This is a genomic window from Pseudomonas syringae (genome assembly GCF_023278085.1).
Classification (GTDB): domain Bacteria; phylum Pseudomonadota; class Gammaproteobacteria; order Pseudomonadales; family Pseudomonadaceae; genus Aquipseudomonas; species Aquipseudomonas syringae_Q.
The window spans coordinates 3,170,069-3,177,500 of the sequence record NZ_CP066265.1 but is presented as its reverse complement, the minus strand read 5'-3'; the positions used below and the strand labels follow the sequence as shown (position 1 = coordinate 3,177,500).

Annotated in this window: 5 protein-coding genes, 2 tRNA genes and 3 rRNA genes (1 of these 10 only partly in view); 9 read left to right on the top strand and 1 reads right to left on the bottom strand. The window is 54.1% G+C overall.

Annotated features, from left to right (window positions below; all coding sequences use genetic code 11):
• The 5 genes from I9H07_RS14105 to rrf all read left to right on the top strand — a co-directional run.
• Positions 1–179: ribosomal RNA gene (locus I9H07_RS14105) — 16S ribosomal RNA — on the top strand; it begins 1,360 nt to the left of the window's first position.
• A gap of 123 nt (positions 180–302) precedes the next feature.
• Positions 303–379 (top strand) — tRNA-Ile (locus I9H07_RS14100).
• Between the two features lie 30 nt (positions 380–409).
• Positions 410–485, top strand: a tRNA-Ala gene (locus I9H07_RS14095).
• Positions 486–727: 242 nt separating this feature from the next.
• Positions 728–3,621, top strand: a 23S ribosomal RNA gene (locus I9H07_RS14090).
• Positions 3,622–3,778: 157 nt separating this feature from the next.
• Positions 3,779–3,894 (top strand): 5S ribosomal RNA (gene rrf / locus I9H07_RS14085).
• The 16S, 23S and 5S rRNA genes sit together here with 2 tRNA genes alongside, the layout of an rRNA operon.
• 258 nt (positions 3,895–4,152) lie before the next feature.
• Here the strand turns inward: rrf and queD are convergent.
• Complete coding sequence (queD, locus tag I9H07_RS14080) at positions 4,153–4,509, bottom strand: 6-carboxytetrahydropterin synthase QueD (protein ID WP_005886646.1); 357 nt, start codon at positions 4,507–4,509, stop codon at positions 4,153–4,155.
• Between the two features lie 314 nt (positions 4,510–4,823).
• Between queD and I9H07_RS14075 the strand changes: the two genes are divergently transcribed.
• Genes I9H07_RS14075 through I9H07_RS14060 form a run of 4 tightly spaced genes read left to right on the top strand, consistent with a single transcriptional unit; the run spans position 4,824 to position 7,424 of the window.
• Positions 4,824–5,132, top strand: coding sequence for a PepSY domain-containing protein (locus I9H07_RS14075; protein ID WP_024674058.1), 309 nt, complete (start codon positions 4,824–4,826; stop codon positions 5,130–5,132).
• Positions 5,132–5,440, top strand: a complete 309-nt coding sequence (locus tag I9H07_RS14070) for a PepSY domain-containing protein (protein ID WP_024674057.1) — start codon at positions 5,132–5,134, stop codon at positions 5,438–5,440. Before I9H07_RS14075 ends, I9H07_RS14070 begins: the two co-directional genes overlap by 1 nt.
• Positions 5,440–6,108: a response regulator transcription factor gene (locus tag I9H07_RS14065; RefSeq protein ID WP_024674056.1), complete on the top strand. Its 669-nt coding sequence runs from the start codon at positions 5,440–5,442 to the stop codon at positions 6,106–6,108. The genes I9H07_RS14070 and I9H07_RS14065 overlap by 1 nt, the downstream gene beginning before the upstream one ends.
• Positions 6,105–7,424 (top strand): sensor histidine kinase, encoded by a 1,320-nt coding sequence (locus I9H07_RS14060; protein ID WP_024674055.1) that lies wholly within the window; start codon positions 6,105–6,107, stop codon positions 7,422–7,424. Before I9H07_RS14065 ends, I9H07_RS14060 begins: the two co-directional genes overlap by 4 nt.
• Positions 7,425–7,432 lie beyond the last annotated feature (8 nt).

The following is a 7,432-nucleotide window of genomic DNA, read 5'->3' as shown; positions in this document are numbered from 1 at the left end:
TGTCGCGGTGAATACGTTCCCGGGCCTTGTACACACCGCCCGTCACACCATGGGAGTGGGTTGCACCAGAAGTAGCTAGTCTAACCTTCGGGGGGACGGTTACCACGGTGTGATTCATGACTGGGGTGAAGTCGTAACAAGGTAGCCGTAGGGGAACCTGCGGCTGGATCACCTCCTTAATCGACGACTCAGCTGCACCATAAGCACCCACACGAATTGCTTGATTCATTGAAGAAGACGATTAGAAGCAGCTTTAAGCTCCAAGCTGATAGCTCCAAGCTAGCGGCTACAAGCTCGAAATTGGGTCTGTAGCTCAGTTGGTTAGAGCGCACCCCTGATAAGGGTGAGGTCGGCAGTTCGAATCTGCCCAGACCCACCAATTTTGTGTGGGAAACGCCTGTAGAAATACGGGGCCATAGCTCAGCTGGGAGAGCGCCTGCCTTGCACGCAGGAGGTCAGCGGTTCGATCCCGCTTGGCTCCACCACTTACTGCTTCTGTTTGAAAGCTTAGAAATGAGCATTCCATCGATCCTGAGGATTGATGCGTGAATGTTGATTTCTAGTCTTTGATTAGATCGTTCTTTAAAAATTTGGGTATGTGATAGAAAGAAATATAGACCGGGCACCTCTTTCACTGGTGTGTGTCCGGGCTAAGGTAAAGTTTGTGAAATGCAAACTTTCGGCGAATGTCGTCTTCACAGTATAACCAGATTGCTTGGGGTTATATGGTCAAGTGAAGAAGCGCATACGGTGGATGCCTTGGCAGTCAGAGGCGATGAAAGACGTGGTAGCCTGCGAAAAGCTTCGGGGAGTCGGCAAACAGACTGTGATCCGGAGATGTCTGAATGGGGGAACCCAGCCATCATAAGATGGTTATCTTGTACTGAATACATAGGTGCAAGAGGCGAACCAGGGGAACTGAAACATCTAAGTACCCTGAGGAAAAGAAATCAACCGAGATTCCCTTAGTAGTGGCGAGCGAACGGGGACCAGCCCTTAAGTTGTATTGAGATTAGCGGAACGTTCTGGAAAGGACGGCCATAGTGGGTGATAGCCCTGTACGCGAAAATCCCTTTGCAATGAAATCGAGTAGGACGGGGCACGAGAAACCTTGTCTGAATATGGGGGGACCATCCTCCAAGGCTAAATACTACTGACTGACCGATAGTGAACCAGTACCGTGAGGGAAAGGCGAAAAGAACCGCGGAGAGCGGAGTGAAATAGATCCTGAAACCGTATGCGTACAAGCAGTGGGAGCCCACTTTGTTGGGTGACTGCGTACCTTTTGTATAATGGGTCAGCGACTTATTTTCAGTGGCGAGCTTAACCGAATAGGGGAGGCGTAGCGAAAGCGAGTCTTAATAGGGCGTCTAGTCGCTGGGAATAGACCCGAAACCGGGCGATCTATCCATGGGCAGGTTGAAGGTTGGGTAACACTAACTGGAGGACCGAACCGACTACCGTTGAAAAGTTAGCGGATGACCTGTGGATCGGAGTGAAAGGCTAATCAAGCTCGGAGATAGCTGGTTCTCCTCGAAAGCTATTTAGGTAGCGCCTCATGTATCACTGTAGGGGGTAGAGCACTGTTTCGGCTAGGGGGTCATCCCGACTTACCAAACCGATGCAAACTCCGAATACCTACAAGTGCCGAGCATGGGAGACACACGGCGGGTGCTAACGTCCGTCGTGAAAAGGGAAACAACCCAGACCGTCAGCTAAGGTCCCAAAGTCATGGTTAAGTGGGAAACGATGTGGGAAGGCTTAGACAGCTAGGAGGTTGGCTTAGAAGCAGCCACCCTTTAAAGAAAGCGTAATAGCTCACTAGTCGAGTCGGCCTGCGCGGAAGATGTAACGGGGCTCAAACCATGCACCGAAGCTACGGGTATCATCTTATGATGATGCGGTAGAGGAGCGTTCTGTAAGCCTGTGAAGGTGAGTTGAGAAGCTTGCTGGAGGTATCAGAAGTGCGAATGCTGACATGAGTAACGACAATGGGTGTGAAAAACACCCACGCCGAAAGACCAAGGTTTCCTGCGCAACGTTAATCGACGCAGGGTTAGTCGGTCCCTAAGGCGAGGCTGAAAAGCGTAGTCGATGGAAAACAGGTTAATATTCCTGTACTTCTGGTTATTGCGATGGAGGGACGGAGAAGGCTAGGCCAGCCTGGCGTTGGTAGTCCAGGTTTAAGGTGGTAGGCTGAGATCTTAGGTAAATCCGGGATCTTAAGGCCGAGAGCTGATGACGAGTGTTCTTTTAGAACATGAAGTGGTTGATGCCATGCTTCCAAGAAAAGCTTCTAAGCTTCAGGTAACCAGGAACCGTACCCCAAACCGACACAGGTGGTTGGGTAGAGAATACCAAGGCGCTTGAGAGAACTCGGGTGAAGGAACTAGGCAAAATGGCACCGTAACTTCGGGAGAAGGTGCGCCGGTGAGGGTGAAGCATTTACTGCGTAAGCCCACGCCGGTCGAAGATACCAGGCCGCTGCGACTGTTTATTAAAAACACAGCACTCTGCAAACACGAAAGTGGACGTATAGGGTGTGACGCCTGCCCGGTGCCGGAAGGTTAATTGATGGGGTTAGCGCAAGCGAAGCTCTTGATCGAAGCCCCGGTAAACGGCGGCCGTAACTATAACGGTCCTAAGGTAGCGAAATTCCTTGTCGGGTAAGTTCCGACCTGCACGAATGGCGTAACGATGGCGGCGCTGTCTCCACCCGAGACTCAGTGAAATTGAAATCGCTGTGAAGATGCAGTGTATCCGCGGCTAGACGGAAAGACCCCGTGAACCTTTACTATAGCTTTGCACTGGACTTTGAATTTGCTTGTGTAGGATAGGTGGGAGGCTTTGAAGCGTGGACGCCAGTCTGCGTGGAGCCAACCTTGAAATACCACCCTGGCAACTTTGAGGTTCTAACTCAGGTCCGTTATCCGGATCGAGGACAGTGTATGGTGGGTAGTTTGACTGGGGCGGTCTCCTCCTAAAGAGTAACGGAGGAGTACGAAGGTGCGCTCAGACCGGTCGGAAATCGGTCGTAGAGTATAAAGGCAAAAGCGCGCTTGACTGCGAGACAGACACGTCGAGCAGGTACGAAAGTAGGTCTTAGTGATCCGGTGGTTCTGTATGGAAGGGCCATCGCTCAACGGATAAAAGGTACTCCGGGGATAACAGGCTGATACCGCCCAAGAGTTCATATCGACGGCGGTGTTTGGCACCTCGATGTCGGCTCATCACATCCTGGGGCTGAAGCCGGTCCCAAGGGTATGGCTGTTCGCCATTTAAAGTGGTACGCGAGCTGGGTTTAGAACGTCGTGAGACAGTTCGGTCCCTATCTGCCGTGGACGTTTGAGATTTGAGAGGGGCTGCTCCTAGTACGAGAGGACCGGAGTGGACGAACCTCTGGTGTTCCGGTTGTCACGCCAGTGGCATTGCCGGGTAGCTATGTTCGGAAAAGATAACCGCTGAAAGCATCTAAGCGGGAAACTTGCCTCAAGATGAGATCTCACTGGAACCTTGAGTTCCCTGAAGGGCCGTCGAAGACTACGACGTTGATAGGTTGGGTGTGTAAGCGCTGTGAGGCGTTGAGCTAACCAATACTAATTGCCCGTGAGGCTTGACCATATAACACCCAAGCAATTTGATCGAAAGGCCAGATTGCGGTGACTGTGGAGATGACACGAACCGAAGGTTTGCGGTCACGAACAACACCTGAACGACTGACTGTCACATACCCGATTTGCTGAAGCGCGCCGCAAGGCACGACTCGGTACCCGAATTTCTTGACGACCATAGAACATTGGAACCACCTGATCCCATCCCGAACTCAGCAGTGAAACGATGTATCGCCGATGGTAGTGTGGGGTTTCCCCATGTGAGAGTAGGTCATCGTCAAGATTAAATTCCAAAAACCCTCATCGCTCACGCGTTGAGGGTTTTTGTTTTTATGGCGTTCGATATTTCGCAATCCTTATCGATGCTGGCATGCCTGTCGCGGGCATTGGATGCGGGCATACGACGTTGTAGGGTTCGCGCCGTCTACACCCTCTATCAACGTCTCCTCGCATTCGGACGGCTGCCGTGCAATCCGGCAAGAACGCCAGATACCAGGCATAAAAAAACCACCGCCAGGGTGGTTTTTCATGCTCGCAAAGATCAGTCTCCGCGGTATTCACAGCCGCTGGTGCAGGTCTCGTGAATGCGGATGGCCGACAGCTCCGGCAGCAATGGTTTCAACTCATCCCAGATCCACTTCGCCAGGTTTTCGCTGGTCGGGTTCTCGAGGCCTGGAATATCGTTCAGGTAGTGATGATCAAGACGCTCGTAAAGCGGTTTGAAAATGGCTTTGATCTCGGAAAAGTCCCGGATCCAGCCGGTGTGAGGGTCTACCTTGCCAGCCAGATGAATGCCGACACGAAACGAATGCCCGTGCAGGCGTCCACACTTGTGCCCCTCTGGAACATTGGGCAGAAGGTGGGCTGACTCGAACGTAAACTCTTTGAAAATTTCCACTGTGTATAGGCCCCGAAAAATGGCGATCGCACACGCGATAAATGCAGGCGGCGAGTTTAACAGCAATGGCCTGAAACTCCACGCGGGGCCCTCATCGTCGTACAGATTCCAACTGACTGTCCCCATGTTGGCATGCACTCGGTGACGGTCAGCCTCCTAGCTCTGCCGTCTTGCGTGAAAACAGACATAACCACTATCCACTTATTTTTCAGGGTGATTGATGGCAATCGGCCAGAACTCTTCAGCTTGAGTTAAGTTGCAGTGGGTAAGGTGATCACCATAAAAACACTTGGCTGCCATGGATCTACTCATTGATGAAAACGCTGACAACTCTGCTGACAACCTTGCCCCTGGTTCTGATGACGTGTGTCATTCAGGCGCGTGGCATTGATCCGCAGGAGGTGTCGCGTCTGAGCGATGAGGGGATCCTCCATACAAGCGAAAAGCTTGATGCCAAAGCTTTGAACGAACACCCCGGCGCCAGAATAATTGGCACACAGCTCAAGAATATCTACGGCCGCTACGTTTACAATGTCGAGCTGCGTGATGCACAGGGGATTGAGTGGGATCTCGAAATAGACGCTGCCACGGGCCGCGTCTACAGGAATCGTCAGGATAACTAATGAATGTCGACAAGCGTCTCTGTGCCATCCTCGGTTTGAGCCTGACCTGCTCCTTTGCGTATGCCAGAGATCTGAATCAGGATGAGGCGCTCAGTTTGCGGCAGCGCGGTGTCATCCTGCCCCTCGAACAATTCATAGAGCGGGCGCTCGGGCTTCACCCGGGAGCGCGTTTGCTGGAAGCCGAGCTTGAAGAAAAAAATAATATGTACGTATATGAATTCGAATTGCTGACGCCGCAAGGCGTTGTCCGCGAGCTCAAGTTCGACGCGCGTGACAGCCGATTATTGAAAGACGAGGATGATGACTGATGCGCCTGCTACTGGTTGAAGACCATGTCCCCCTCGCGGATGAGTTGCTTGCTGCATTGGGACGACAGGGCTATGCAGTCGACTGGCTGGCTGATGGGCGTGATGCAGTCCACCAGGGGGCAACTGAGCCCTACGACCTGATCGTGCTCGATCTGGGGTTGCCTGGCATGTCGGGGCTTGAAGTCCTTCAGCAATGGCGCCAAAAGGGGCTGGCGACGCCGGTGCTGATCCTGACCGCACGGGGCTCCTGGTCTGAACGTATCGAGGGGTTGAAGGCCGGTGCCGATGATTACCTGACCAAACCTTTCCACCCTGAAGAGCTGCAATTGCGCATTCAGGCACTGCTGCGTCGTTCGCATGGCAAGGCCAATCAGCCAACCCTGGAATCCGCTGGCCTGAATCTGGATGAAAGCCGTCAATGCGTGAGCCGGGAGGGTGTCGACATCCAGCTTACCTCCGCAGAGTTTCGGTTGTTGCGTTACTTCATGCTTCACCCCGGCCAGATTCTTTCCAAAAGCCATTTGTCCGAGCATTTGTATGATGGCGAGAATGAGCGCGACTCCAATGTTATCGAGGTTCATGTCAACCATCTGAGGCGCAAACTGGGCCGTGCGGTGGTCGAGACCCGTCGTGGCCAAGGCTATCTCTATGCTGGAGCCGGGGGTTGAAGTCCATACAGAGGCGTCTGAGCCTGGGGCTGATTGCCGTCATGGTAGTCGTGGGCCTGGTGATGGCGCAGACCAGCCTCTGGCTGTTTGAAGTAGGCTTGCAGCGCTATCTGGAGTCCGGGCTGCGCAATGAAAGCGAGAACCTGCTGGTGGCGCTGGTTCGCGGGCCATCAGGACTTCAGCTGGACGATCATCGCCTCTCGGGGGCTTATCAACGTCCGCTGTCTGGTCACTATTTTCGTGTTGACCTGCCGCAGGGACACTGGCGGTCCCGCTCCTTGTGGGATTTTGAGTTGCCTCAGCCAGGTACGGGTTTGCATGCCAATCTTGAGCTGGGCAAGACCGGGCAGTCACTGCTGCTTCTGACAACGGAGTACCGCAAGTTCGGCCAGCAGATTTCCATCACCGTGGCGCAGGATTACACCCCGGTCAGAGCCAGCTTCCGGCGTGTGCAACAGATTGGTCTGGGCCTTGGGCTTGCTGCGCTGATTCTGGTGCTTGTCCTGCAACGCGTGACGGTGCGCAGGGCGCTGCGGCCGCTGGAGACTGTTCGCGAGCAGATCTTCCAGCTGCAACAGGGCCAGCGTTCGCAGCTCGATAATCAGGTCCCGCTGGAACTCGAGCCGCTGGTTGCCCAGATCAATCACTTGCTCGCACACACCGAAGACAGCCTGAAGCGCTCGCGCAATGCGCTGGGCAATCTGGGGCACGCGTTGAAAACCCCTCTTGCAGTCCTGCTCAGCCTGGCCCTCAGTGGGCAACTGGATGCCAACCCGTCGCTGCGTAAAATCCTCCAGGAACAACTGGAAAACATCCGTCAGCGTCTGGAGCGGGAGCTCAATCGTGCACGCTTGTCCGGGGATGCCTTGCCCGGTGCGCGCTTTGACTGTGACACCGAGCTGCCGGGGCTGTTTTCGACGTTGGGAATGATCCACGGTGGCCATCTCGATCTGGTCAACGATGTCGAAACCGGCATGTACCTGCCTTGGGACCGTGAGGATATTCTCGAGCTGTTGGGCAACTTGCTGGACAACGCCTGTAAATGGGCCGACAGCGAAGTGCGCTTGAGTATTCTTCGAGAAGCGCAAGGCTATTGCCTGCTGGTTGACGACGACGGGCCAGGCATACCCGAATCCAGACGCGCAGAGGTCTTCAGCCGGGGCGCACGCCTGGATGAGCAGATCACCGGGCATGGATTGGGGTTGGGAATCGTGCGCGACATCGTTGAAGCCTGGGGTGGTCAACTGCAATTGCTGGAAAGCCCGACTGGCGGGCTTCGGGTACGCATTGACCTGCCTGAGCGAACGGCTCCATAGCGTCGGGA

What these genes read in the sequence shown, in the direction of transcription:
- I9H07_RS14075 (WP_024674058.1), top strand. Translation starts at nt 4,824, where the DNA reads ATGAAAACGCTGACAACTCTGCTGACAACCTTGCCCCTGGTTCTGATG.
- I9H07_RS14065 (WP_024674056.1), top strand. Translation starts at nt 5,440, where the DNA reads ATGCGCCTGCTACTGGTTGAAGACCATGTCCCCCTCGCGGATGAGTTG.
- I9H07_RS14070 (WP_024674057.1), top strand. Translation starts at nt 5,132, where the DNA reads ATGAATGTCGACAAGCGTCTCTGTGCCATCCTCGGTTTGAGCCTGACC.